The following is a 23,592-nucleotide window of genomic DNA, read 5'->3' on the forward strand; positions in this document are numbered from 1 at the left end:
CAAGCACCCTGTTGAGTTCTCAAAGAACAACCGCACACCATCAAAACGATCCGCAATCCGCGGCCCGTTCCCCCGGGGCACTCGCTCTACTTTACCCGCCGTTTCCGCCGTGTCAAATCCGCGTTTCGCAACCGAATTCACCACCACAAAAACCACACGGACACCCCAATAGAAGCACGACACCAAGCCATGCGATCTTGATTGAGGATCCCCCAGGACGGCCGCTCCGGGCCCCTGAACCGGGTCCCGCTCGCTCGCCCGTCTCCCTGGCGGCTCGGACAACATTACTCGCCCCTCCACCCCGCATCAAATCGGGGTCCCGCGACGCCCGTCACACCAATTTGTCTCGGTAAATCCTCAACTCACCACGTCCCCGGCCGCCTCCCACGATCAAGACAGGCGAGGGCACTGCAGAGCCGTGCCCCTGACGGAGCGGTGATCCACTGCAGCCGGCCGTCAACGCCGCCTCACCCCCGCCGACACAGTCCCAGCGACCAGCCGAAACACACCAGCTGGAGATCAGGGCGGCCTCAGGACGCCTGAAAGAGTGATGACCCTGCTGGCCAAATCGCCCGCCCCTGCCCGCTTGGCGGGCGGACGGGGGCGCATAGCGCACCGATGGTGCGCCCCCGCACCAAGCAGAGTTGCCGAACCCCTGCCCGCGCCCGTGCTCGCCACCCTGATCGGCCTGGCACCCAGCACCGCCGACGACTGGAGCCAATGGGCCCGACCCGACTGGAGCGCCTACCTGGAGGCCGACCGGAGTACGCCGGAAAACCGGCAATAGCGGCTTCAAGTAACCCTCATTAGCTGAAGCAGCCACCTGGCCCAGCTTCAGATAACCCCGCTGTCCGCCTCATGCTGGTCTGCGTCTGGAACTTCAGATAGTACGGGAGCGGTCACGCCAGGATGGCCTGCCTCAACGATGGGCGGCAAGCCGTCGATTCAGCTCGGCGAGCAGTGCCGGCGGTCCGGGCGTCATCAGGCCGACGTCGACGATGAAGGCGGCGGCGCCCGAGCGTCGACGTACTCGTGGCGCCCGCGCCGCAACGGCGGCGACGGTAGCGGCGTTCAGGCTGGTGGGTGTTACCAGCAGTTCGGTCAACGGGCCGGTGAAGCGCAGCTGGACCGACTGGATCGCCGACCATGGCAAGAACGCCGGTGTGTGGCGGGTGGCCGCGAACTCCAGGCCGACGGCCGAGGCGCGTATCCAGCCGAGATTGCGGCCGGCGCCGAGGACGGCCCCGGTTGCTCCCGCGATCGCCGCCAGCAGCACCCAGGTCACCGTTTCAGTGAAGCCCCACTCCTCCAGCGAAAGGCCGATCGCGATCCCGCGGAAAAGCAGAAACACGGGCATGAGGATCAGTGCCATCCTCAGCCACAGCCGCGACCGGTGCAGGCGGAATGTCACCGCATCGCCGGCTGGGGCTGGGATGAGATCAACGGTGGCCATCAGGCAAGTATCCGCCGCCCGGCTGGTCATTGGATCAACCGAATGCTCACAGCCGGAGCTGCTGTCCCAGGCCATTGCCGGCTTCCGGCGTATTCCGGTCGGCCCCCTACCTCGCCTCTCGGCCCGAAGGGGCCGGGAACTCCGGCGGCTGAACCCACCAAGATCATCGAATACCGCAGCTCTCAAATACCGCACCTCTACCGGTGAGCACCGCTGTGACACTCGTAAACGACCACGCAAGGCCCCGTGTGCGTGCCGAATCGCTCGGCCCCGTCTACCCGCCGGGCGGGCGCACACAGCGCCCCGGCGCCCTGCCGCCTTGCCGCCCTGGCGTCCAGGCGTCCAGGCGTCCCGCCGTCCTGGCGTCCTGGCGTCCGGTGGGCGGAGGGCCGGCGTGCTGGGCGATGTGTGCTCGGAGAACACGACACCCGTAGTGGGTGTGACGACACCCGTTGCGGGTGTCACGTCTGCAGAACACAGATAGCCGAGATTTGTGTCCCGCCTCCCCGGACGGGGATCCGTTCCTGCGCGCGCTGCCAGCCGGTGAACGTGACGGTGATGGCGTGTGACGGCCGGCCGGTGCCGCACGCTGGAGTCCAAGGGGCAGCGTCAGCGGCGATCGCCGAGGAGCCATCACCGGCCGGCCGGGTCGCTTCGCCGGTCTTGCCCAGCGACGAGCACACCGTTCACGCAATGCCCTCTACATGCGCAACCGCCGCAGCGGACGGGTCTTCACCGGCCTTGGACCACCGACCACCGACCACCGTCACCGTCACCGTCACCGTCGCCGGTCATCGAATCCCTGGATCCAGGTCCGGTCTCCGCTACCCCGGCACCCCCGTCGTGAGGCCTGACAAAGCGGGGCCGGACCGAAAATGCGCTGGTAGCGAGCCTTCATTGTTAAGCCGGCAGGGGCAGCCCTGACCCTGCTGGTATTTGAGGAGAGCCGTCTACCTGTGGAAACGCCACGGCGGAAGGGTCTCCACCTCCCTAGAGTCGCCGTCGCAGGCCATGAATCCTTGATCCAGGTCCGATTTCCGCTACCCGACACCCCCGAGATGAGGCCTGGCAAAGCGGGGCCGGACTGGATATGCGCTGGTAGAGAGCCTTTCGTAAATAGCCAGCAGGGTCAGCGATGACGACCAGCCGAATCCGGACAGTCCCAGGCACACCCAGCGGCGTGCTCGAGGACTGTCCGGATTCGGCTGGTCGTGGGTGCTGTCCCAGCACCGTTGAGCCAGCGCCCAGCACCAGCCATGCAGTCCCGGGCTCGGTCCGGCTGGTCGTGGGCACGGTCTCGGAATCTCCGAGACAGCGCCCACGAACAGTCGAGCAGATCGACTACAGCGCTTCGCCAGCTGCGAACGGAGACACCCGCGCGATCGGCACGGCATCGCGGAAGGCATCCACGGCATCCCGGAAGGCGGGCAGGTACGGGCGAGGCGGGCGCCACGAGGATGCTCGGAGGGCATATAACCGACGCATGCGCACTTACGAGCTCGCGGACCTGATCGGGGAGGTGCCCGGCACCGAGGTGACCGCGGCGCCCGGGGTGGTCACCGTGCATGTGCCGGCGATCGGCGACACGGCTCGAATCCTCTTCCGCGATGTGCTGGACGCCTATGAGGTGTCGGTGCCCACCGGAGCGCCGGCCGTGCAGGTCGACATCAAACGGGGCCACGAGTCGCTGCCGCTCATCGTCACGGTGGACGATGTCGTCTTCACTCCGGCGTACGCGGACGATCTGGTGGATGCCGAGGATGAGTTGATGGTCCCGGCGATGCCGGGGTTGTTGGGTTACTCGGAGATGCACCGGGACGTACGTGCGCTCGGCAAGGCGATCGATGATCCGCAGGTGAAGCTGGATCCGGAGATCCTGGCGGCGACGCTGCTGGCACACCGGTGCTTCATCGCCGGCGCGGTCCGGGTCGGGTTGTGGCCGGTGCGGGTGGCGGCCTGGTGGGAGTACACGTCGGCGCGCGCGGCGGAGAGCGTCCGGCTGGCCAGGTTCCGTCCCGACACCCGATGGGACGAGCTGATGGAGGATGTCGCCGAGGCTCGCCGACAGACCGCTCTGGCCGAGCTCTGATCCGTGTCAAGGACGCCCGAAAACTGGTTTTTAGGCGTCGTCGACAATCCGGATCGGCAGCCCGGCGGCCAGGCTAGGAGGGCCGATCCCAGGATGAACCGTCCCAGGCAAAGGAGCCCGAAAGGAGCCAGACTGGGTTCGAGGGCGGCGGAGGGAGCGGATGTGGCCACTGAGCTGCGGCGGGTCTTCGACGAGGACGCGGAGCGGTTTGACCGGGCGAGACCGGGCTATCCGCCACAGATCTTCGACGATCTGGCGGCAGCGGGGGCGCCTCCACCCGCGCGGGTGCTGGAGATCGGGCCGGGGACAGGCAAGGCGACGGTGTCGCTGGCCGAGCGCGGCTATCGGATCACGGGGGTGGAGTTGGGCGCCTCGCTCGCGGCGGCCGCCCGGCGAAATCTGGCGACTTATCCAGCCGTCACGATCGTGACCGGTGACTTCGAGGAGTGGCCACTTCCGTCGGAGCCGTTCGACGTCGTGTTAGCGGCTACGGCCTTCCACTGGATCGATCCGGGCACGCGGGTGTCACGGTCAGCGGACGCGCTGCGCGTCGGAGGGCTCCTCGCCACGATCGCCACCCATCACATCGAGGGCGGTTCGGAGGCGTTCTTCTCGGCGGTGCAGGAGTTGTATGAGCGGTTCGACCCACGGACGCCGCCGAATCTGCGGCGGGAGCCCGCCCGGGACATCGCGGAGGACGACGCGGAGATCGCGGCGTCGGATCGGTTCGGGGCGGCGGTCTTTCATCGGTACGAGTGGGATGCCACCTACACGACCACCGAGTATCTGGATCTCCTGCTGACCTACTCGACCACCCGATCGATGCCACGACCAGAACAGTCCGCCCTGCTCGACGGCATCGGGCGGTTGATCGACGAGGGGCACGGCGGGCGGATCGTCAAGCGTTACCTGTCCGAGCTTCGGCTCGCCCGCCGCACACGTTGACCAGACCGGGCACACATGGCAGAGCGGAGGGCGCCGCGCACACCCCCACCGGCAAGCCGGCCGGGGTGGGTAATACGCCAAGCGCTCCTGTACCTGACGTCGGTGGGCCGCCCTGCGGTGGGCCGCCCTGCGGCGGGCCGGCAGAAAAGAAGCCGGTCCGCTGCAGGGCGTGGCAGCTGCGCCGCCGACATTCCGGTGAGTACGCCGAACGACTCAAGCTGACCGAACAACGCCGCCAGGCGAATCAGCTGAGCAGGGCCGCCAGGCGAATCAGCTGAGCAGGGCCACTAGACGGATCAGCTGAGCAGGGCGGCCTTGCGGTCGGCCGTGTGGCGGTTGGCCGGGCGTGGCAGGCCGTAGTGTTCGCGCAGCGTTCGGCCGGTGTATTCGGTGCGGAAGCGGCCTCGTTCCTGGAGGATCGGCACCACCTGGTCGACGAACGCGGCCAGGCCGGACGGCAGGACCGGCGCCATGATGTTGAAGCCGTCGGCGGCGCCGGATTCGTACCACTGCTCGATCTTGTCGGCGACCTGGACGGCGGTGCCGGCGAAGGTGAGGTGGCCGCGTCCGCCGCCGAGGCGGCCGATCAGCTCACGGATCGTGAGGCCTTCCCGCCGGCCGAGGTTGACGACCAGGGTGCGGCGGCTCTTGGCACCTTCGATCTGTTCCTCCTCCGGCAGGTTCGGGGGGAGGGTCGCGTCGAGGGAGAGTTCGCCGGGGTCGATGCCGAGCAGGTCGGCGAGTTGGGCGAGGGCGTATTCGGGGCGGATCAGCCGTTCCAGTTCGGCTTCGAGTTCGCGTGCCTCCGACGGGGTGGCACCGATGATCGGCACAATGCCAGGAAGGATCTTGATGTGGTCGGGGTCGCGGCCGTGTTCGGCGGTTCGGCGTTTGAGGTCGTCGTAGAACTGCTGGGCGTCGGGCAGGGTCTGGTGTGCGGTGAAGACGGCTTCGGCGTACCTCGCGGCGAAGTTGCGGCCGTTCTCCGACGATCCCGCCTGGACCAGGACGGGGTGTCCCTGCGCGGAGCGCGGGACGTTGAGCGCCCCGGCCACCGAGTAGTAGGTGCCCCTGTGCGCGGGCGGGTAGATCTTGTCCTGGTCGCCCCAGACGCCGGTCTCCTTGTCGGCGACGATGGCGTCGTCGTCCCAGGAGTCCCAGAGTTTGAGGGAGACGTCGACGAACTCGGCGGCCCGCTCGTAGCGCTCCCGGTGGGTGGGAAGCGCGTCCAGGTTGAAGTTGCGGGCGGCGTCCAGGCCGGCGGTGGTGACGATGTTCCAGCCGGCCCGGCCGCCGGAGACGATGTCCAGCGAGGCGAAGCGGCGGGCCAGGTTGTACGGCTCGTTGTAGGTGGTGGAGGCCGTGGCGATCAGGCCGATGTGCTCGGTGGCGCCGGCGAGGGCGGTGAGCAGCACGGTCGGTTCGAGGACACCGGAGGGGCGCCGGCCGACCTGGTCCCAGAGGACCGGTCCGTCGGCGAGGAACAGCGAGTCGAGTTTGCCGCGTTCGGCGATGCGGGCCAGGTTCTGGAAGTGCTGGACGGTCAGGTCGGCGTACGGGTCGCTCTCCGGGAGCCGCCAGGCCGCCTCGTGGTGACCGACGCTCATGAGGAACGCGTTGAGGTGCAACTGTCCGGGTCGGGTCATGTCACTGCACCTGCGGGGTGTAGTGGGTGGCCTCGTCGCCTTCGAGGATGTGGCTCCTGGTCCCGTCGACGCTGACCGGGACGTCACCGGCGACGGTGACGCGGTGCAGTTTGCGGGCCAGGTCGCCGTAGTCGTCGGCGGCGTAGTGCTGGGTGGTGCGGTTGTCCCAGACGACGATGTCGCCGACCTGCCATCTGTGGCGGAGCGTGTTCTCCGGGCGGGTCACGTAGTGCTGGAGCAGGCGCAGGATGTCGCGGGACTCGGTGCGGGACAGGCCGATGATCCCGGTGACGAAGTTGCCGATGAACAGGTTCGGCAGGCCGGAGTCGGGGTTGACGCGGACGACCGGGTGGGCGGTGCGGTAGCGGGTGGAGACGAAGACCTGGTGCCGTTCGTCGACTTCGGCGGAGCGGAACTGCGGGTGTTCGGCGTAGTCGTAGGCGTTGGAGTGTTCGGCCCAGAGCCGGTCGGCCAGGAGGCGCAGATGTTCGGGCAGGTCGGTGTAGGCGGCAGCGGTGTTGGCGAAGAGGGTGTCGCCGCCGTACTCGGGGATGACGAGGCTGCGCAGGGTGGTGGCCTTGGGTGGGGCGACCACGAAGGTGACGTCGGTGTGCCAGGCGTTGGCGCGGGCGCCCTCGCCGCCGGCCACTTCGAGGACGTTGGCCTGTCCGTCGACGGACGGGACGGTGGGGTGGGCCAGGGTCAGCGTGCCGAAGACGGAGGCGAACCGCTGGTGCTGCTCGTCGTCGAGGTGCTGGCCGCGGAAGACGAGCACCTTGTGTTCGACCAGGGCGTCGTGGATCTCCTTGGCGGTGACGTCGTCGATCTCCCGTTTCAGGTCGACGCCGGAGATCTCGGCTCCGATCCGGCCTCCGATGCGATTGACGGTGAGGCTCATTTCTCGGTCCTTTCCGGTGGGGAACTAGTTGGTGCGCCAGGTGGAGAAGCGGCGCTCGGTGATGATGAGAAGGTGGTTCACGATCAGGCCGATGGCGGAGATCGTGATGATTCCGGCGTACATGTCGGGTACGGCGAAGTTGTACTGGGCGTAGTTGATGAGGTAGCCGAGCCCGGCTTTGGCGCCGACCATCTCGGCGGCGATCAGGATGAGGATCGAGGCGGCGCCGGCCAGCCGGATCCCGGTGAAGATCGTCGGCACGGCGGCGGGAAGCACGACCCTCTGGAAGAGCCGCACCGGGCCGAGTCCCAGCGATCGGGCCGATTTGATCAGAAGCGGATCAACGGTACGGACGGCGCTGACCGTGTTCAGCAGGATCGGCCACGTGCAGCCGTACAGGATGATCGAGATCTTGGAGGTTTCGCCGAGTCCGAGGATCAGCACGAACACCGGCAGGATGGCCAGTGCCGCGGTGTTGCGGAAGATCTCGAGCAGCGGGTTCAGCAGGTTTGCGACCGGGCTGTACCAGCCGATCAGCAGGCCGAGCGGCACCGCGAGGAGGATGGCCAGGCCGAAGCCGGCCGCGGAGCGGGCCAGGCTGGCCTCGGTGTGGGTCCACAGCTCGCCGGAGATCAGCAGGTCCCACCACGCGACGAGCACCTCGGACAGCGGCGGCAGGAAGGTCGGGTCGACCAGGTGTTCGCCCGGGGCGGTCTCCCACCGCGGGGCGAGCTGCCAGACCAGGGCGAGCGCGCCGATCGCCGCGATCCGGGTGAGGACGGCGGTGAACAGGCGGGTTCCCGTGCGGTACCAGGCGTAGGCCCTGACCGGCGCGGCACGTTCACGGAGCACTACCGGGGCGCTGGTGATGCTAGACATCGCTGGTCTCCAACTCTTGGCTTCGGGCGCGGTCGACCTCGTCGCGCAGCAGGCTCCAGATCTCGTGCCGGTAGCGGGCGAACTCGGGGTCGGAGCGCAGGTCCTCGGTGGCCGAGCGGGCATCGATGGGCACGTCCACCACCGCCTTGATCCGGCCCGGCCGGGAGGTCAGGACGGCGACCCGTTGGCCGAGGTAGACGGCCTCCTCGATGCCGTGGGTGATGAAGACGACGGTCTTGCCGGTCTTCTCCCAGATCCGCAGCAGCTCGTCCTGGAGCCCGTCGCGGGTCTGCGCGTCGAGCGCGGCGAACGGTTCGTCCATGAGCAGCACGTCCGGGTCGAAGGCGAGGCTGCGGGCGATCGCCACCCGCTGTTTCATGCCACCGGAGAGCTCGTGCGGGTAGCGGTCGTGAAAGCCGGCCAGTCCGACCAGGTCCAGGTATTCGCGGGCTTTCGCGGCGCGTTCCCGGCGGCGCGTGCCTTTGGCCTCCAGCCCGAACTCGACGTTGCCCTGTGCGGTGCGCCATGGCAGGAGGGCGTACTGCTGGAAGACGATGCCGCGGTCCAGGCCGGGGCCGGTGACCGGTTCGCCGTCGACCAGGATCCGGCCGCTGGAGATCTCGCTGAGGCCGCCGAGCAGGTCGAGGAGGGTGGATTTGCCGCAGCCGCTGGGGCCGACGATGACCAGGAACTCGCCGTCGCGTACCTCGAGGTTGATGTCCTGGAGGGCGGTGACGGTGCGGCCGCGGGCTTCGAAGGTCTTGCCGACGTTCTCGAACACGATCTTGGCGGTCATGCGGCGCCGCCGGTGGCGTACGCGTTGAAGTCGTTGCTGTAGATGTCGGTGGCCTTGATGTCCTTCTTCAGCTCACCGGCCCGGTCCAGCCACTCGATCCAGGTGGTGAACTCGCGTTCCTCGATGACGCCGCCCTTGCCGGCGACGCCGTAGCTCTTCCAGAACGTGGTCTGGCTGTCGTCCTCCTCGCGACCGCGCTTTTTGATGATCTCCTGGAGTTTGGCGACGACCTCCTCACGGGGCGTGGTTCGCGACCATTCGATGGCCTTGCCGACGCCGGAGACGAAGGTCTTCACGGTGTCCGGGTTCTTCCTGATGAAGTCGTCGCGGAAGATGTAGCTGCCCGCGGTGAACTTCCCGAGCAGGTCGTAGTCGGTGTAGAGCGGGTGGATGCCGCCGCGGTCGACGGCCTTGTCGCGCAGCGTGCCGCCGAGTGCGGCCACGTCGATCTGGCCGGCGCGCAGCGACTGCTCGGTGTTGACCGGCGGCACCACGATCAGTTCGACCTGCGCGATCTCGGCGTCGGTGAGGCCCTCCTTGGCCAGGTAGGTCTTGGTGATGGCCTCGGCGTGGGCGCCCAGCGTGTTGACGCCGATCTTCTTGCCGATCAGGTCACGGGCGGACTTGATCGGGCTGCCGTCGAGGACGTAGAAGCCGTTGAAGGTGACGTCGTCGACGCCGTAGTAGCCGATCACCGCGGTGATCGGGGCGCCGGAGGAGGCGAGTTTGACGATCGCGCCGTTGAACGCGCCGCCGAAGTCGGTGTCGCCGGTGGTGGCGGCCTGGATGTCCTGCGGCCCGCTGATCGTGTTGCCGATCCAGGTGAGCTTGAGGTCGCCGAGGTAGCCCAGGTCGGCGGCGAGTTCGGGGAGGATCACGTTGCCGACGCCGCCCTGGTAGCGCAGTTGCTTGACCTGCTCACCGGCGGCGGCCTGGCCGGATCCGCCGCAGGCGGTGAGTGTGGTGACGGCGAGGACGCCGGCCAGCGCGGCGGCCGTGGCGGATCTACGGGTGGTCATCGGTACTCCTCGGGTGGCGGGCCGGTGTCGTCGACCGTGTGGGGGCGAGTGTCGTCGGCCGGGCGGCCGGTGGCCGTCGGCGATCTCAGGCAGGGTTCTGCGCGCCGGCCCGGGGGCCGGCGGGCTCAGGTGGGCCGCCGGCGACGATGCTCGGCGGTGCGGTACGGCGGTTGCTTCGCCGTCCGTCTCAACAGGCGCAGGTGCACACCCGGAGGTAGTCGACGAAGCGGCGCCGGGTCAGGCGTTTGCTTCGGTTCATGCCAGCAACGTATGCCGTCGAGGGCCGCCACGTCAGCGGGTTTGTGACCCAGAGCACATACATTTCCCATAGAGTGAGTGGGAAATAACGCCGCTTGCCGTGCCGGGGTCCGCGCAGCGCGAACGAAAGCCCGGCGGGCGCGTCGCGGCCGGGAGTGGGCAGAAGCTCGCGAGATGCCACGGCGGGTACGCGAACGGCGTACCGGAAAAGGAAGGGCGAGGGCGCACGTAGCGCACCTCGCCCCTGTCAGACGGAACTCACCCGCGGATCGCGGGGTGGATCACTCGCCGAAGTCCTCGAAGGACTCGCCTGCCTCCTCGATCGCCTCGCCCGCCAGGTAACCGGCGGCCAGACCGCCCGCGACGCCCATCGCGGCGCCGCCCATGCCGTGACCGCGGTGACGGTAGTGCCCGTGGTGACCGGGCCCGCCGCGCCGGTAGTGCCCGTGATGGCCGTAACCCGGCTGTGGAGCGCCATAACCCGGCTGCGGGGCGCCGTAACCGGGCTGCTGGTGGCCGAAGCCTGGCATCGACTTGCGGCGGTCGACGGCCTGGCGGACCCAGCCGTCGACGACCTGACGCCAGTCGGTGGTGTCGGCGTCGGCATGCGACACCGTGTAACGGCCGTAGGTGTCGTGGCCCTGCGTGAACAGGCCGCCGCGCTTGTCGAACTCCAGCACCACCTCGACCTGGTGCGGGCTCGTCACGAAGGTCAACTCGACCTCGTTGATGCCGGCCTGCGCGTAGTGCTGGGGCGGGAAGTACTCGATCTCCTGGTAGAACGGCAGGGTCTGGTGGACGCCGTAGATCTGCCCGTACTCCAGGTCGGCCGACTTGAAGCGGAAGCCGAGCTGGGCGAACGCGTCCAGGATCCGCTGGTGGATCGGCAGCGGGTGCACGTGCACCGGGTCCAGGTCGCCCTTGTCGATCGCCCGGGCGATGGCCACCTCGGTGCGCACGCCCATCACCATGCCGCGCAGCGTCTGCCCGTAGACCGTGGTGATCGGCGTCTCCCACGGCATGTCGATCCGGAACGGGAGCGACAGCTGCTGACCGGGCGCCAGGCGCATCGGCCCGGTCACCGGGACCCGCAGGAAGTCGGTGACGGCCGAGTAGTCGCCGCCGCCGCCCTCCACCTCCATCCGGGTGATCAGGCCGAGGGTGATGTGCTCGATCGCCGCGTCCTGTGTGCCGCCGACCAGGTTGACGTTGCCGGTCAGAGGGGCGCCCGGGTAGGTGCTCGGATTGGACAGGACGGTGTCCACGCTCGGACCGCCGACTCCGATGGCACCGAGCAACTTCTTGAAGACCACGATGTTCTCCCGCTTGAAAAAGGTGCCTCGGAAAACTAGCAACGCAGGCTGAACGGACGCTGAGAAATCGCAGGTGTCACACGTTCTCGTCAAGAACGTTACGACGATCGTGCAAGGTCGGGGAGCCGGTCACCGGCAAACCCCGCAACGGGTGGTCGCCTAGATCTTGCGGCCGACGGCGCCGTACATCGAGACCTCGGCCGGGGCCGGGCGGTCGGCGTGGTCGGGGCGCCAGTCGCTGATCGCCACGATGCCCGGCTCGACCAGCTCCAGGCCGTCGAAGAACCGGCCGAACACGGCCCGGTCGCGGGGCCAGGCGTCGACGTGGCCGGCCGCGAGCATCGCGTCGTACCGTGCCGCGGCCTCGGCGTCGACGAAGTCCTTCGTCGAGTTGGTGGCCACCAGGTAACTGCCTCTCGGCACGGCGGCCAGCAGGTCGGACACCACGGTGCGGGCCTCGTCGTCGGAGGCGATGAAATGCAGGACGGCGAGCAGCAGGATGCCGACCGGGCGCTCCAGGTCGAGGGTCTCCTTGAGCTCGGCGGCCCCCAGGATGGCGGCCGGATCGCGCAGATCGGCGTCGACGTAGGTGGTGGTGCCGCCGGACATCAGGGCGCGGGCGTGGGTGAGCACCATCGGATCGTTGTCGACGTAGACGACCTTGCTGTCCGGGGCGGTCCGCTGGGCGACCTCGTGCGTGTTCTCCGGGGCGGGCAGGCCGGTGCCGATGTCGAGGAACTGGCGGATGCCGGCCTCGGCCAGGTGACGGACCGCCCGGTTGTGGAAGGCCCGGCCCTGCTGGGCCGCGGTGCGGACCGCCGGGTAGACGGCCGCGATCCGGTCGCCGGACTCGCGGTCCACCTCGAAGTGGTCCTTGCCGCCCAGCCAGTAGTTCCACCGGCGGGCCGAGGACACCGTCGTCTGATCTACCTTGTCGCTGGTCACAGGGCTTCCTCCGGGGTCGGGAGCGCGATCGGGCCGCGATCATCCTAACCGGGATCGAGACCGATCGTGCTCCACTGTGGATCGTTTCCGGGTTCCCCCGCCGGCTGATCGGGGCATATCCTGCCCGGGCGACGTTCGGAAAGGGTTGAAGCGTTGGCCGTGCAAGCCCCGCCGTACCGGCCCTTCTCCCCCGGCTTCCCGCCGGACGATCCGGCGCGCCGCAACGGCGGCGCGTCGATCGCGGTCACGCTGCGGTATGCGCCGCTCGCCTTCCTGCTGCGGCTCTACCCTCCGGTGCTGGAGATCGACGGGCAGGGAGTGCCGGCCGACTGGGGACGGGTCGTGCAGTCGGTGGCTTTCGGCGAGCACCACGTCCACGTGCACGTGCCGTACCTGATCCCGTCCCGGATCGGCGCGGCCGACGCCACCGTGCTGGCGCTGCCCGGCAAGACCGTCGAGCTGGAGTACCGGGCGCCCCTGCTGTCGTTCATGCGCGGGGCGCTCGGCGCTCCCCCGCAGCGCTATCCGGGCGCGGTGGCCGCGTGGGCGCTGCTGGGGGTAGCGGTCACGCTGGGTGTGTGCGCGTGCCTCGGCTGGATCGTCGACTCCATCGGTTGAGGTGACGCCCGGCCCCGATGCCCGGAGGCGGCGTCACGGTTTGGCGTGCAGCTCGTCGTGCAGGGCGCGCATCAGCTCGGCGCCGGTGAACGGCTTCTCCAGCAGGTGCACGTCGGCCGAGAGGGTGCCGTGCGTGGTGAGGACCGGCTGGGCGTACCCGGACATGAACAGCACCTTGGTGTCCGGCCAGCGGGAGCGGACCGCGCCGGCCAGGTCCTTGCCCAGCATGTTCGGCATGATCACGTCGGTGAGCAGGACGTCGACGGTGTGCTCCGCGGCCAGCCGCAGCGCCTCGTCGCCGCCGTCGGCGGCCAGCACCGTGTAGCCGCCGCGCCGCAGGATCCGGCAGGTCACCTCGCGCAGCGCGTCCTCGTCCTCGACCACCAGGACGGTAGCGCCGTGCCCGGCCAGGTCGGCCATCGGTTCCTCCTCGGTCTGCTCGTTCGGCGAGGAGTCGGTGGCCGGCAGCAGGATGGTGAAGGTGGTGCCGATGCCCGGTTCGGAGTAGATGTGCACGGTGCCGCCGGCCTGGGTGATGATCCCGTAGACGGTGGCCAGGCCCAGGCCGGTGCCCTGGCCGCTCGGTTTGGTGGTGAAGAACGGCTCGAACACCTTGTCGATCACCTCCCGGGGCATTCCGGTGCCGGTGTCGGAGACGCGCAGGCGCACGTACCGGCCCGGGGGCAGGCCGGCCCGGGCCGCGACGTGGTCGGTGTCGACCTGGACCGGGGCGGTGTCGATGGTGAGCCGGCCGCCGGTCGGCATCGCGTCCCGGCCGTTCACCGCCAGGTTGACCAGCACCTGCTGCATCTGGCCCGGGTCGGCCATCACCGGCGGCAGGCCGGCCGTGGTCCGTACGGTCAGCGCGATGTGCTCGCCCAGCGACCGGTCCAGCATCTGGTGCACCTCGGTGACCACGCTGTTGAGGTTCAGCGGCCGGGGCCGGATCACCTCCCGTCGGGCGAAGGCGAGCAGCTGGTGGGTGAGGTCGCTGCCGCGCCGGGCGGCACGGGCGATCTGTTCGGCGTCCGCGGCGGGTGGGCTGCCGGCGGCGTCCTCGACGATGAACGACGCGTAGTTGAGGATCACCGCGAGCAGGTTGTTGAAGTCGTGGGCGATGCCGCCGGCCAGTTGCCCGAGGCTCTCCAGCCGCTGGGTCTGCTGGATCCGGGTCTCCAGGCGCTGCTTCTCGGCCTCCTCGCGCAGCCGGCGCCGCTCCTGTTCGGCGGTGAGGCGGTCGGTGACGTCGCGGACCACCGCCACGGTCACCACACCGCTGTCGGTGTGCAGGGCGCTGCAGGCGATGTCGACCGGGATCTCCGCGCCGCCGCGGCGTACCGCCCGGCGGGTGGCCCACCGCTGGTCGGGCTCCCCGCCGGTGGTGGGGCGCTCGGAGTCCAGGGGGGTGGTGTCCTCGCCGGTGCGCAGCACGGCCGACACCACCGGCAGGCCGTCCGGCAGGAGCAGGCTCAGCGGCATGTGCAGCAGGTCGTGCCGGGGGTAGCCGAACAGGTGCTCGGCCTCGGCGTTGACCAGCACCATCTCGCCGGACTCGGCGACGCCGAGCACCGCGTCCGGCGCCGCGTCGAGGATCGCCTGCACCCGCGCCTCGGCCCGTTCCCGGTCGCTGATGTCGCGGGTGATGCTGGTCGTGCCGATGACCGTGCCGTGTTCGTCGACCAGCGGGGACACCAGCGCCGACACCGCGATGGTCTCGTTCCTGGCGGTGTGCCGGACGCTGCGGTAGCGGTCCACCCGGCCGCCGAGCCGGATCAGCAGCCGCACCTGTTCCTCGTCGGCCTGCCGGTCGGCCGGGATGATCTCGTCGATCGGTTTGCCGATCATGTCGGCCGCGCGGTGGCCGTAGAGCGCCTCGGCGCCCGGGTTCCAGGACAGCACCCGGCCGTCCAGGTCGGTGGTGACGATCGCGTCGTGCGACGACTGCACGATCGACGCGAGCAGCGACCGTGTCCGGGCGGCCTCCTGTTGCACGGTGTCGTCGCGGAGGACGGCGGTCACGTACCGCTCTCCGTCGGGCGCGTCCACCGCGGAGAGCGAGACCTCGACCGGGAAGACGGAGCCGTCGAGGCGCCGGCCGCGAAGCGGCAGCCGCCGCAGCGGCAGAAGATCACCGCAGAGGTACGACCGGCGCGGGTCCTCCGGGATCAACTCGTCGAAGGTACGGCCCACCAGCGGCTCCGTCGCGGAGCGGAACATGTCGCGGGCCCGGCGGTTGGCCATGGTGATGGTGCCGTCCGAGCGGCTGACGATGATCGCGTCCGGGGCGGTGTCGATGAGAAGCCCCGGGATCCCGGTTGACTCCACCGATGCCTCCCGCCTCTATGGTACTTATATCCAGATATTCCGGGTATGAGGTTGGCTGATCCGGGGAAAGTGTCGGGGTGAGCACCGCAGCCGAGCCACCCATCGACCCGAACCGGCCCAGTGCCGCCCGCATCTACGACGCCTTCCTCGGCGGCACCCACAACTTCGCCTCCGACCGTGCCGTCGCCGCCCGCGCCACCGAACTGCTGCCGGAGACCCCGATGATCGCCCGCGCCAACCGGGCCTTCCTGCGGCGCGCCGTCCGGTACGCGGCCGGCCGCGGCATCCGGCAGTTCCTCGACCTGGGCTCCGGCATCCCCACCGAACGCAACGTGCACGAGGTGGCCCGCGGTGTGGCCCCGGACGCCCGCGTCGTCTACGTCGACCTGGACCCGGCCGCGGTCCTCTACGGCCGGCATCTGCTCGACGGCGACCCACAGGCCGCCGTCGTCCACGGCGATCTCCAGCGGCCCGCCGTCGTGCTGGGCGAACCCGAGGCCCACCGACTGCTCGACCTGGACCGGCCGGTCGCCGTGCTGATGATCGCCGTCCTGCACTTCCTGCCGGACGGGCCGGTTCTGGACGCCGCGCTCCACGCGTACCGGGAGGCGGTGGCGCCCGGCAGCCTGCTCGCCGTCTCGCACGTCACCCCGAGCGGCGACCCCGGGCAGATGGCACGGGTCACCGACCTCTACAACCGCGCCGGCACACCGCTGGTGCCACGCGACCACACGCGGGTGGAACGGTTCTTCGACGGCTGGCGGCTGGTCGAGCCGGGCCTGGTCTACGGCCCGCGGTGGCGGCCCGCCCCGGAGGACGAGACGGTCACCGACCCCGCCCGATACCTGACCCTGGCCGGCGTCGGCGAGAGATAGCGATCCCGGCGTCGGCCGGGCGGTCCCAGCCGTCGCAACTGTCCTCCGGCTCGATCTCCATGAGATCCAGCAGATCCGGCCCGGTATGCCCGGTGTCCACCGAGCCCCCGATCAGCCCCATGACGGCGGCACAGTTGCGCCCGTACCCCTGGATCATCCGATCCACCCTGGTGGGATGCCCGCAACGACGGCACGGCCGCATCCGCTCCGGTGATCGAGGCTCCCCCACCACTCGATTATCCGGCGATCCGGCACGGTCGCACACCCGGCCCGCGGGAGCCCGCCGAGAGAGTGTGGGGGCGCGAATCACCCACCGATCGCTGTATGCCGGATCGTCACGGCGGTCGACGATCGTTTCGGGGCGGGCGGCGGGCCCGCCCGCCCCTCTCCGGATCAAGAATCGCCCACGGCTTCGGCGAGTTCCTGCTTGCTCATCCGGGAACGGCCCGCGACGCGCTGCTCCTTGGCCTTCTCGTACAACTCCTTACGGGTGGCGGCATGCTGGTCGTCGCTGTCGGGAAGCCCGCCCATCGTGGCCTCGGCGAAACGGCGGCCCATCTCCTCGCGCTCGTCGGCGTCCAGCCGCTCCGCCAGGACGGGAAGCAGGTCCTCCTCCTCTTCCTGGACGTGGTGGCGCACCTCGCCGGCGATGGCGGCGATGGTGCCGTCGTAGCCGGGGTCGCCGGCGTCGCCGCGGAGCAGGTTCTGGAGCATCTCCTCGATCTGGTGGTGCTCGGTGACGCCGTCCTTGACCTCGTCGCCCTCCTCGGCGGCCAGATCGCGGATCGCCGGGTAGACGAACTCCTCCTCGGCCGCCGAGTGCGGCAGCAGCATCCGGGCCACCTCCTGCATCAGCGCGGCCCGGTCGGCGCTGTCCTCCTCGGCCCGGGTGAGCAGTTCGTCGACCTGGCGGTGCTGCTGCTTGATGATCTCCACGATGTCCGGCACGGCTGATCCCCCTGGAGTGAACGGTTGATGGAACGCCTGGCCGGATACCCGGAAAGGGACGAATCATCCCCACAGCAAACGCTCATCTTCGCGGCCGTAGTCTCCGGGAGGCCGCCTGGGAAGAGGAGTTCAAGCGTGCAACCGTTCCGGATCTTCAGGATCACCGCGATCGCCGAGGCGTTCTCGTGGACGGGCCTGCTCGTCGGGATGTACCTGAAACACATCATCGAGACCACCGAGGCGGGTGTGTGGCTGTTCGGCCGGCTGCACGGGGCGCTGTTCGTCGCCTACCTGGTGGCCACGCTGTGGGTGGCACGCGCCGAGCGGTGGTCGCCGTGGCGCACGCTGTTCGGCCTGGCGGCGTCCATCCCGCCGCTCACCACACTGATCTTCGAGCGCTGGGTGGCGAAACGCCGGGCGACTCCCGCGGACTCGGTGGCCGCCACCGCCTGAGTCCGCGGGCCCTTATTTGACGGCGATCGGGTTCACCGGTGACCCGACCGCCCCGGTGATCGGCAGCGGCGCGGCGGTCAGCCAGAACTCGTGGACCCCGTCGGCCGCGCAGTCGGCGGCGAGCGCGTCCAGGTCCCACATCTCGCCGAGGAACAGGCCGATGTGCGGGATGGCCACCTGGTGCAGCGGCTGGAAGGCGTCGTCGAACTCGTTGGGCCGCACCTCGAAACCCCACGTGTCGGTGGCGATCGCGGCGATCTCGGTGGAGTGCAGCCAGTCCGCTGTCTCGAACGACAGGCCGGGGGCCGGGCCGCCGGCGTAGTCGCCCCAGCCGTCACGCCGGGCACGGGCGAGCTGCCCGGTGCGTACCAGGACGATGTCGCCCCGCCCGATCTCCACACCCTGATCCGCGGCCCGCGAGTCGAGATGCGCCGAGGTGATGGCGAAGCCGTCCGGAAGGTCGCCGAAGTCGAGCAGCACCCCGCGCCCGGCGATCACGTCGGCGACGGTCTCGATGCCGGTGACCGCGTCACCCAGGCTGGTCACCACCTCGCCGGCGGGCCGCCCGTTCCAGGCGACGCCGTGGTCGAAGATGTGACCGAGCCCGTCCCACTGGGTGGAACACTGCAGCGGCATGGCGATGACGTCGTCGGCGCCGCCGATGCCGTGCGGGAAGCCCTGGACGCCGGCCGCCGCGTCGGTGCCGGTGTCGAGCATCGTGTGCACCGGGTTGGTGCGCCGCCGCCAGCCCTTCTGCGGCCCGTTCGCGTCGAACGACTGCGACAGCGAGAAGGAGACGCCGCGGCGGATCAGCGCAGCGGCCTCCTTGCGCTTGCCGGGGGTCAGGAAATTCATGGTGCCGCGTACGTCGTCCGCGCCCCACCGGCCCCAGTTCGAGCACCGTGCCGCCGCCGCGGCGACGGCGCCCTCCGGGTCACTGCGCGAGAACACCGTGCACCCAGTCCGCGATGTACGTCTGCACGTGCGAGAAGTGGTCGAGCCCGATGTGCTCGGCCCCGCCCTCCGCCGCCGTGAAGATCCGCAGCTCCCGCCGGGGCGAGTTGACCGCCTGCTGGTAGGAGCGGTGCGCGTAGGCGAGCGGGATCTGCCGGTCGTTCTCGCCGTGGCAGATCAGGAACGGCACGGTGATCCGCTCGGCCACCCCGTCCAGGTTGACCGCCTCGGCCTTCTTGATGAACGTGCCGAGGTCGTCCTCGCCCCACACCCAGAGCACGTGGTCCCAGTAGTGCGGGACCGGGTTCTCGCCCTCCCGCTCCAGCCTGCGCTTCTGGACGGCGCCCCAGTCGTGGTTGGCGCCCCACGCGACGCAGAGCGCGAGCCGCTTCTCGAAGGCGGCGGCCCGGGGCGCGTAGTAGCCACCGAGCGACCAGCCCACCAGTCCGATCTTCTCGGAGATGACGTCGTTTCGAGTGAGGAGGTAGTCGACGCAGGCCGCCGCCCAGTCCTCCGTTTCGACGCGCGAAGTGAGACCCAGGAAGCGCAGCGCCTCCCCGCTACCGGGGCAGTCGACCATCAGCGTGTTGATTCCCCGCGCCGCCAGCTCGTGCGCGAACCCGGACGCATACATGTGCTCTTTGGTGGAATCGAGCCCGTTCCAGAGGATGATCGTGGGCGCGGGGCCGTCGGTGGCCTTCTTGAAGTACCCCGGCAGCAGCGACCCCTCGAACGGGATCGAGACGCGGGTGGTGTCCGGGTCGATCAGGTCGAACGCCTTCTGCTGCAGGTCGAGCAGCCGCTGGTAGAACGCGCGGCGGTCGGGCGACTTGGCGCTCTGCATCCGCTCGGCCTGGGCCAGGTAGTTGGTGGCCCGCTGGTACTTCTGCCCCGCGGTGCGCCGGTTGCCGGCCGCCTCGTCGCCCGCCGCCTGCGACGCCAGGTCCTCGGCGACCGCGGCCCACGACGCCATGAACTCCGTGGTGCCGACGTCCGACCCCTGCGCGGCGAGCTCCTTGATCGGCCGGCACGCGCGGTCCACCTCGTCGATCAGCCCGCCGCTGTTGAGAGTGGCGACGACGCCCAGGTTCCAGACGTAGTTGCCGGGGAAGTACTCGAACATTCAGTGCTGCCTTTCGTTTCGCGCGGCGGCCGGGTCGCGGCGGCGCACGGGCGGGAGTTCAGCGGTCGCGGGACCGGAGACGATGCGGTTGGTCAGGCTGCCGATGCCGTCGACGGTCAGCGTCACCGTGTCGCCGTCGCGCAGGGGCGGCGGCTCCGGACGGCCGTTGCGGCCCCACAGCTCGGCCAGGCAGCCGCCGTTGCCGACCGTCCCGGACCCGAGCACGTCGCCGGGAACGATCCGGCTGTCCCGGGCCGCGTAGGCGATCATGGTGTCGAAGGTCCAGCCCATGTTGCTGAGCAGGTCCCGCCCCACCTCGGTGCCGTTGACCGCCGCCGAGCACCACAGGTTCAGGAAGCCGTCGGCGTCCTTGACGGGCTCCAGTTCGTCGGCGGTGACGATCCACGGGCCGAGGGTGCCGGCGAAGTCCTTGCCCTTGGCCGGGCCGAGGCTCACCTTCATCTCCCGGCTCTGCAGGTCCCGCGCCGACCAGTCGTTGAAGATCGTGTAGCCGAAGATCCGCTGGTCCGGGCCGATCACGGCGGCGACCTCGAGCTCGAAGTCGCGCGCCACCGAGGTGGCCGGGAACGGCACGTCGTCGTCCGGCCCCAGGATCGTGTGCGGATTCGTGAAGTAGAAGGTCGGCGCGGCGTACCACTGCTCGGGAACGCCGCTCGCGCCGTCGACGCTGCGCCGGACCCCCTCGACGTGTTCCTCGAACGCGACGAAGTCGCGGAGCGAGGCCGGTCGCAGCGGCGCGAGCAGACGGATCTTCTCCAGGGGTACGGGCTCCGCGGTCTCCCCCGGCCCGTCCACGATGACGTCCAGCATCGTGGGGTCACCGCGGAACGGCAGCACCCGGTCGCCGTCGACGATCCCGGTGCGGGCCCGGCCGTCGTGGCGGAAGGTCGCGATCCTCATCGATCTCCCCTACACCGGCGGGGCGACGAAGGTGCCGCGGTCGACGTCGTTGAACGACTGTCTCGCCACGAACTCGTTCATCGGGTTCGCCGTGCCCCACTGGTCGCTGACCATCGGGTCGGAGAAGTCGTAGATGTGCGGATGCCAGCTGTCCTCGTCGAGCAGTTCCAGTTCGGTGGTGTACTCGACGGTGTTGCCGTGCGGGTCGAGGAAGTAGCTGAAGGTGTTGTTCCCGGCCATGTGCCGTCCGGGACCCCACACCTTCTCGACGCCGCCGCGCAGCAGCCGGCCGGTGCCGCGCATGTACTCGTCGACGCCGCGCATCTCGAACGACGCGTGGTGCAGGGCGACGTGCGGGCCGCGGGCCACCGCCAGGCTGTGGTGCCAGCGGTTGGTCCGCAGGAACCACATCATCTCGCCCATCCGCGGGTGCATCAGGGTGTCGGAGAGCGCGAAGTTCAGATGCTTCGTGTAGAAGGCGACCGTCGCCTCCGGGTTCGGCGAGTTGATCACCACGTGCGAGAGCTTCACCGGGACCGGCTCACCCTCCTCCACCTTGCGGTGCCGCCGGGTCTCGACACCGGAGGACACCTCGACGGTACGGCCGTCGACGTCGAAGAAGCGGAAGCCGTACCCGCCGCCGGGGGTGAGCAGCTTGCCCGGCTCGCAGACCGGCTTCACGCCGGCCCGTCCCAGGCGCTCGGCCAGCGCGTCGACGTCGGCCTCGTGCGCCGCGCCGAAGGCGATCAGGTCGAGCCGCTTCTCGGCCGCCCTGCGCAGCCGCACCGAGTACTGTTCGGGCGATCCGGCCGCGGCCAGGAAGGCCAGGCCGTCGTCGGTGGTCCCGGCCTCCAGCCCCCACAGGGTCGTGTAGAACTCGAACTGCTTGCCGTAGTCGGGCACCGCCAGGTCGACGTGCCGCAGATGGGTGATGAGTCGCTCGTCGTTCATCGGGGGTTCCTTTCAGGCGGGTTCGGCCACGAGGTGCGCGACCCGGGCCATCAGGCCGGGCACGTCGCCGCGCTCGTGGGCGAGCTGCCAGCGGGCGAGTTGCAGGGAGGCTTCGACGACCGTCCTCGCCCGGTCGAGGCGGCGGCCGGTGAACTCCCGCCACAGGTCCTCGGTGCGGGCGTCCTCGCGCAGCAGCAGCTCGGCCAGCACGGACGCGTCCTCCAGGGCCTGGGCGGCGCCCTGGGCGAGGGTGGGCGGGCAGCTGTGTGCCGCGTCGCCGATCAGCACCACGTTCCCGCGGTGCCAGGGACCGTCGATCAGGTGGCTCTCGAAGACGGTGTAGTTGACGCGCGCCGGGTCGGTGAGGCTCTCCCGGATCTCGTCCCACGGCCCGTGGTACGCCCCGGCCAGCTCCCGCATCGTGGCCATTGCCTCCGCGGGCGACAGGCGGCTCCGGTCCTGCGCGTCCTCGACCAGGTAGGCGTAGATGCTGTCCGGCCCGGTCGGGCAGTACCCGGCGATGTAGGCGGGCCCGCCGTAGTACAGGTCGGTGCGGGTGACGCTCGGCGGCCGGCGGGTGAACGTGCGCCAGATGCCCATGCCGACCGGCTCCGGTTCGACGTCGACGCCGACCTGCCGCCGGGTCCACGAGTGCAGCCCGTCGGCGCCGATGACCAGGTCGTACCGCTGCTTCCCGCCGTCGCTGAAGGTGACCTCGCCGTCCAGCGTGAGCCCGGCAGGGCGGGTGCCGAAGCGGATCCTCGCACCGGCCTCGGCGGCCCGCCCGATCAGGATCCTGGCGAGGGCGGGCCGGTACATGCCGAGCGTGGCGGGCAGGTCCGCGCCGCCGGTGCGGATGTCGGTGAGCTCGGCGATCAGGGTGCCGGCCGGGTCGGGGGCGCGCAGGCCGAGCGTGTCGAACGCGTACCCCTCGGCCTCGACCTTCTTCCAGACGCCCAGCTCGCGCAGCACCCGCAGGGCGTTGCCCTGGAGGGTGATCCCGGAGCCGAGCGCGGCCACGTCGGGCTTGAGGTCGACCAGGTCGACCGTCACACCGCCCTCGGCGAGCAGGATCGCAGCAGCGGCCCCGGCGGCGCCGCCACCGACGACCAGAACGTTACGGACTGCCGGCACGGCGGTTTCCCTTCTGTTACCCCTGTGACTGGGACCACTGTCCCGCTCGGCCCGGCCATAAGGGAACCTCCAACTGCTGATCGGCCCCATCAGCCGCACTTATAGTGCGGGGATGGCCTTCGACCGGGTGCTGGCGAACCTCGACCTCAACCTGCTGCTCACGCTCGACGCCCTGCTGAGGGAGCGGAACGTGACCCGCACCGCGCAACAGCTCGGGGTCAGCCAGCCGGCCGTCAGCGGGGCGCTCGGCCGCCTGCGCCGGCACTTCGGTGACCAGCTGCTCGTCCGGGCCGGCAACCGGTACGACCTGACCCCGCTGGCCACCCGCGTCGCCGCCCTCACCGGGCCGGCGCTCGCCGGGGTGCGGCGGGTCTTCGACGCCACCGCCGAGTTCGACCCGTCCGGGCTCGACCGCGAGTTCACCATTGTCACCTCGGACTACGCGGCCGCCGTCCTCGGGCCGCCGCTGGTCCGGCGGCTCACGGCACAGGCCCCGGGCGCCCGGCTGCGCCTGCGGCAGACCACGGAGTACGCCGTGGACCACGCCACCGACACGCTGCGCACCGCCGACGGCCTGTTCATCCCGCACGGCTTCGTCACCGGACTGCCCTATCTGGACCTCTACACCGACCGGTGGGTCTGCATCGTCTCCGCCGACCACCCCGACGTGGGCGGGACGCTCACCATGGACCTGCTGGCCCAGCTGCCGTGGGTGGTGTTCTACGACCGCCCGACCGCGTTCGCGCCGGCCGTACGCCAGTTGCGGATGCTCGGCATCGAGGCCCGGGTGGACCTGGTCGTCGACGGGTTCCTGCAGATGCCGTTCCTGGTGTCCGGCACCCGGCGGGTGGCGCTCATCCAGGAGCGGCTGGCCCGGCTGCTCGCCCCGGTCTCCGGGATCCGGATCCTGGACTGCCCGTTCGACGTGGTGCCGGTGGCCGAGGCGTTCTGGTGGAACCCGATGCACCGCAACGATCCGGCCCACGTGTGGCTGCGTGAGCTGCTGCTGGAGGCGTCCGCCGAGTTGCGCCCATCAGCCTGAGTCATGG

At 70.0% G+C, this 23,592-nt stretch carries 21 protein-coding genes; 6 read left to right on the forward strand and 15 right to left on the reverse strand.

What is annotated here, in order from left to right:
• Positions 1-919: 919 nt before the first annotated feature.
• The gene (locus tag AB0I88_RS29125) at positions 920-1,453 is read right to left on the reverse strand and encodes a hypothetical protein (RefSeq protein ID WP_361031476.1); all 534 of its coding nucleotides are present in this window, start codon (positions 1,451-1,453) and stop codon (positions 920-922) included.
• Between the two features lie 1,483 nt (positions 1,454-2,936).
• On the opposite strand from AB0I88_RS29125, the gene AB0I88_RS29130 reads away from it, so the two are divergent.
• Positions 2,937-3,542, forward strand: a complete 606-nt coding sequence (locus AB0I88_RS29130) for a hypothetical protein (RefSeq protein WP_361031479.1) — start codon at positions 2,937-2,939, stop codon at positions 3,540-3,542.
• A 162-nt stretch (positions 3,543-3,704) separates the two neighbouring features.
• Positions 3,705-4,487 (forward strand): class I SAM-dependent methyltransferase, encoded by a 783-nt coding sequence (locus AB0I88_RS29135; protein WP_361031482.1) that lies wholly within the window; start codon positions 3,705-3,707, stop codon positions 4,485-4,487.
• A 296-nt stretch (positions 4,488-4,783) separates the two neighbouring features.
• Here the strand turns inward: AB0I88_RS29135 and AB0I88_RS29140 are convergent, their stop codons facing one another.
• The 7 genes from AB0I88_RS29140 to AB0I88_RS29170 all read right to left on the reverse strand — a co-directional run bounded on the left by AB0I88_RS29140 (position 4,784) and on the right by AB0I88_RS29170 (position 12,241).
• Entirely contained in the window at positions 4,784-6,133 is a 1,350-nt protein-coding gene (locus AB0I88_RS29140) for an LLM class flavin-dependent oxidoreductase (protein WP_361031485.1), read from the reverse strand.
• Between the two features lies 1 nt (position 6,134).
• Positions 6,135-7,031 (reverse strand): TauD/TfdA family dioxygenase, encoded by an 897-nt coding sequence (locus AB0I88_RS29145; RefSeq protein ID WP_361031488.1) that lies wholly within the window; start codon positions 7,029-7,031, stop codon positions 6,135-6,137.
• A gap of 24 nt (positions 7,032-7,055) precedes the next feature.
• Positions 7,056-7,910 carry an ABC transporter permease gene (locus AB0I88_RS29150; RefSeq protein ID WP_361031491.1) on the reverse strand — a complete coding sequence of 285 codons (855 nt, stop codon included), beginning with the start codon at positions 7,908-7,910 and terminating at the stop codon, positions 7,056-7,058.
• Positions 7,903-8,706: an ABC transporter ATP-binding protein gene (locus AB0I88_RS29155; protein WP_361031494.1), complete on the reverse strand. Its 804-nt coding sequence runs from the start codon at positions 8,704-8,706 to the stop codon at positions 7,903-7,905. The genes AB0I88_RS29150 and AB0I88_RS29155 overlap by 8 nt, the downstream gene beginning before the upstream one ends.
• The gene (locus AB0I88_RS29160) at positions 8,703-9,725 is read right to left on the reverse strand and encodes an ABC transporter substrate-binding protein (protein ID WP_361031497.1); all 1,023 of its coding nucleotides are present in this window, start codon (positions 9,723-9,725) and stop codon (positions 8,703-8,705) included. Before AB0I88_RS29160 ends, AB0I88_RS29155 begins: the two co-directional genes overlap by 4 nt.
• A gap of 539 nt (positions 9,726-10,264) precedes the next feature.
• Positions 10,265-11,296, reverse strand: coding sequence for a sporulation protein (locus AB0I88_RS29165; protein ID WP_361031500.1), 1,032 nt, complete (start codon positions 11,294-11,296; stop codon positions 10,265-10,267).
• A 159-nt stretch (positions 11,297-11,455) separates the two neighbouring features.
• Positions 11,456-12,241 (reverse strand): SAM-dependent methyltransferase, encoded by a 786-nt coding sequence (locus tag AB0I88_RS29170; protein ID WP_361031503.1) that lies wholly within the window; start codon positions 12,239-12,241, stop codon positions 11,456-11,458.
• A 159-nt stretch (positions 12,242-12,400) separates the two neighbouring features.
• Here AB0I88_RS29170 and AB0I88_RS29175 point away from each other — a divergent pair, with 159 nt between their 5' ends.
• Complete coding sequence (locus AB0I88_RS29175; protein WP_361031650.1) at positions 12,401-12,859, forward strand: hypothetical protein; 459 nt, start codon at positions 12,401-12,403, stop codon at positions 12,857-12,859.
• A gap of 33 nt (positions 12,860-12,892) precedes the next feature.
• On the opposite strand, the gene AB0I88_RS29180 is transcribed toward AB0I88_RS29175, so the two are convergent.
• Entirely contained in the window at positions 12,893-15,184 is a 2,292-nt protein-coding gene (locus AB0I88_RS29180) for a PAS domain S-box protein (RefSeq protein ID WP_361031506.1), read from the reverse strand.
• 77 nt (positions 15,185-15,261) lie between these two features.
• Here AB0I88_RS29180 and AB0I88_RS29185 point away from each other — a divergent pair, with 77 nt between their 5' ends.
• Complete coding sequence (locus AB0I88_RS29185) at positions 15,262-16,059, forward strand: SAM-dependent methyltransferase (protein WP_361031509.1); 798 nt, start codon at positions 15,262-15,264, stop codon at positions 16,057-16,059.
• 393 nt (positions 16,060-16,452) lie between these two features.
• On the opposite strand, the gene AB0I88_RS29190 is transcribed toward AB0I88_RS29185, so the two are convergent.
• Positions 16,453-17,007 (reverse strand): hemerythrin domain-containing protein, encoded by a 555-nt coding sequence (locus AB0I88_RS29190; protein WP_361031512.1) that lies wholly within the window; start codon positions 17,005-17,007, stop codon positions 16,453-16,455.
• A 135-nt stretch (positions 17,008-17,142) separates the two neighbouring features.
• Here AB0I88_RS29190 and AB0I88_RS29195 point away from each other — a divergent pair, with 135 nt between their 5' ends.
• Positions 17,143-17,460: a DUF3817 domain-containing protein gene (locus tag AB0I88_RS29195; RefSeq protein ID WP_361031515.1), complete on the forward strand. Its 318-nt coding sequence runs from the start codon at positions 17,143-17,145 to the stop codon at positions 17,458-17,460.
• A gap of 12 nt (positions 17,461-17,472) precedes the next feature.
• Here the strand turns inward: AB0I88_RS29195 and AB0I88_RS29200 are convergent, their stop codons facing one another.
• From AB0I88_RS29200 to AB0I88_RS29220, 5 genes are read right to left on the reverse strand one after another with little or no spacing between them, the layout of a single operon-like run.
• Entirely contained in the window at positions 17,473-18,411 is a 939-nt protein-coding gene (locus AB0I88_RS29200; RefSeq protein WP_361031518.1) for a cyclase family protein, read from the reverse strand.
• A complete protein-coding gene (locus tag AB0I88_RS29205) occupies positions 18,395-19,537 on the reverse strand; it encodes an alpha/beta fold hydrolase (protein ID WP_361031521.1) in 1,143 nt (380 codons plus the stop codon). Before AB0I88_RS29205 ends, AB0I88_RS29200 begins: the two co-directional genes overlap by 17 nt.
• Complete coding sequence (locus AB0I88_RS29210) at positions 19,538-20,458, reverse strand: fumarylacetoacetate hydrolase family protein (RefSeq protein ID WP_361031524.1); 921 nt, start codon at positions 20,456-20,458, stop codon at positions 19,538-19,540. It abuts the gene before it with no gap.
• A gap of 9 nt (positions 20,459-20,467) precedes the next feature.
• Positions 20,468-21,409, reverse strand: coding sequence for a VOC family protein (locus AB0I88_RS29215; protein WP_361031527.1), 942 nt, complete (start codon positions 21,407-21,409; stop codon positions 20,468-20,470).
• Between the two features lie 12 nt (positions 21,410-21,421).
• Positions 21,422-22,543 carry an FAD-dependent monooxygenase gene (locus tag AB0I88_RS29220; RefSeq protein WP_361031530.1) on the reverse strand — a complete coding sequence of 374 codons (1,122 nt, stop codon included), beginning with the start codon at positions 22,541-22,543 and terminating at the stop codon, positions 21,422-21,424.
• Between the two features lie 112 nt (positions 22,544-22,655).
• Between AB0I88_RS29220 and AB0I88_RS29225 the strand changes: the two genes are divergently transcribed.
• A complete protein-coding gene (locus tag AB0I88_RS29225) occupies positions 22,656-23,585 on the forward strand; it encodes a LysR family transcriptional regulator (RefSeq protein WP_361031533.1) in 930 nt (309 codons plus the stop codon).
• Positions 23,586-23,592: the final 7 nt, after the last annotated feature.

Origin of the sequence: Actinoplanes sp. NPDC049802 (assembly GCF_040656595.1) — a bacterium.
In the GTDB taxonomy this organism is placed as follows: domain Bacteria; phylum Actinomycetota; class Actinomycetes; order Mycobacteriales; family Micromonosporaceae; genus Actinoplanes.